The organism is Streptomyces durbertensis (genome assembly GCF_014156695.1).
Lineage (GTDB): Bacteria > Actinomycetota > Actinomycetes > Streptomycetales > Streptomycetaceae > Streptomyces > Streptomyces durbertensis.
In genome coordinates, this window is sequence record NZ_WMLF01000719.1 from 1 (window position 1) to 1,556 (window position 1,556).

2 protein-coding genes are annotated in these 1,556 nt (G+C 74.7%); both read right to left on the reverse strand.

Annotated features, from left to right (window positions below; genetic code table 11):
• A partial coding sequence (locus tag GL263_RS26240) for a sensor histidine kinase (protein WP_438948008.1) occupies positions 1 to 1,381 on the reverse strand: 1,381 nt, incomplete at its 3' end.
• Positions 1,270 to 1,556, reverse strand: a 287-nt coding sequence (locus GL263_RS26245) for a winged helix-turn-helix domain-containing protein (protein ID WP_182858224.1), incomplete at its 5' end; no start/stop codon positions are given. The genes GL263_RS26245 and GL263_RS26240, both read right to left, overlap by 112 nt.

Consider the following 1,556-nt stretch of genomic DNA (forward strand, 5'->3'; position numbering starts at 1 on the left):
GGGTGGGGAGGCGGAGGGCGGCCACGGCGCCGCCGGCGGCGCCGTTCGCGTTGCGGAAGGTGAGGCGGGCGCCGAGGACTCGGGCCTGGCCGGCGGCGATGGTGAGGCCGAGGCCGTGGCCTCGGCCGGCGCGGTCGGAGGTGCCGGTGCGGAAGCGGCTGGGGCCTTCGGCGAGGAGTTCGGCGGGGAAGCCGGGGCCGTGGTCGCGGACGCGGATGAGTCGTTCGTCGACGTCGACGACGACGGGCGGCTCGCCGTGGCGGGCGGCGTTGGCGAGGAGGTTGCCGAGGATGCGTTCGAGGCGGCGCGGGTCGGTGGTGACAACGGCGTCGTTGACGACGCGGACCTCGGCGTCGGGGGCGAAGGTGCGGACGCGGCGGGAGACGAACTCGCCGAGTGCGATCTCCTGGAGTTCGGCGCGTTCGGCGGCGCCGTCGAGCCGGGCGACTTCCAGGACGTCCTCGACGAGGGTGCGCAGGAGTTGCGCGCGGTCACGGACGAGTTCGGCGGGACGGCCTTCGGGGAGCAGTTCGGCGGCGGCGAGCAGCCCGGTGACGGGGGTGCGCAGTTCGTGGGCGATGTCGGCGGTGACGCGGCGTTCGGCTTCGAGCCGGGCCTGGAGGGCGTCGGCCATGGCGTCGATGGCGCGGGCGAGTTCGGCGGTCTCGTCGCGGGCGCGGCCGCCGATGGCCTCGCGTACGCGGACGTCGGCGTCGCCTTCGGCGACCCGGGCGGCGGCTGTGGCGGCCTTGCGGAGGCGGCGGGAGAGGCGGCCGCCGATGAGGACGCCGAGGGCGGTGCCGCCGGCGACGACGGACAGGGAGCCGAGGATGAGGGTCTGGTCGAGTTCGGCGAGTACGGAGTAGCGGTCGGTGAAGCGGGAGTGCAGGGAGAGGACGCCGCCGTCGGGGAGCGGGGTGGCGGCCCAGACGTCGGGGGCGTCGCCGCCGTCGTGGCTGACGTAGGTGGCGCGTTCGCCGCGTTCGACGGCGGCGCGCAGCGGGGCGGGCAGGTCGGGGTCGTTGAGCACGGCGCCGAGGGCGAGGCGTTCGGTGGACTCGTAGATGCGCTGGGCGGACTGCAGCCGCTCGTCCTGCACGTCCCGGCTGCTGTTGATCATCGACACCTGGGTGGCGTTGTAGATGATCAGGCTGAGGACGAGGGCGACGAGGGCGCTGACGGCGGCGATGGCGACGCTGAGGCGCCAGCGCAGCCCGAACCGCACGCCGGAGGTGCGGCGGGGTCGGGGCAGGCGGTACGGCAAGCGGGTCAGCCCTTCAGCTTGTAGCCGAAGCCGCGCACGGTCTCGATGTGCTGCTGGCCGACCTTGGCGCGCAGCCGCTGTACGTGGACGTCGACGACCCGGGTGTCGCCGCCCCAGCCGTAGTCCCAGACGCGTTCGAGCAGTTGGTCGCGGGTGAGGACGGTGCCGGGCGCGGAGGAGAACTCCAGCAGGAGCCGCATCTCGGTGGGGGTGAGCGCGACGGGTGCGCCGGCGCGGCGGACCTCCATGCCCTCGGTGTCGATCTCCAGGTCGCCGAAGGCCAGGACGGCGG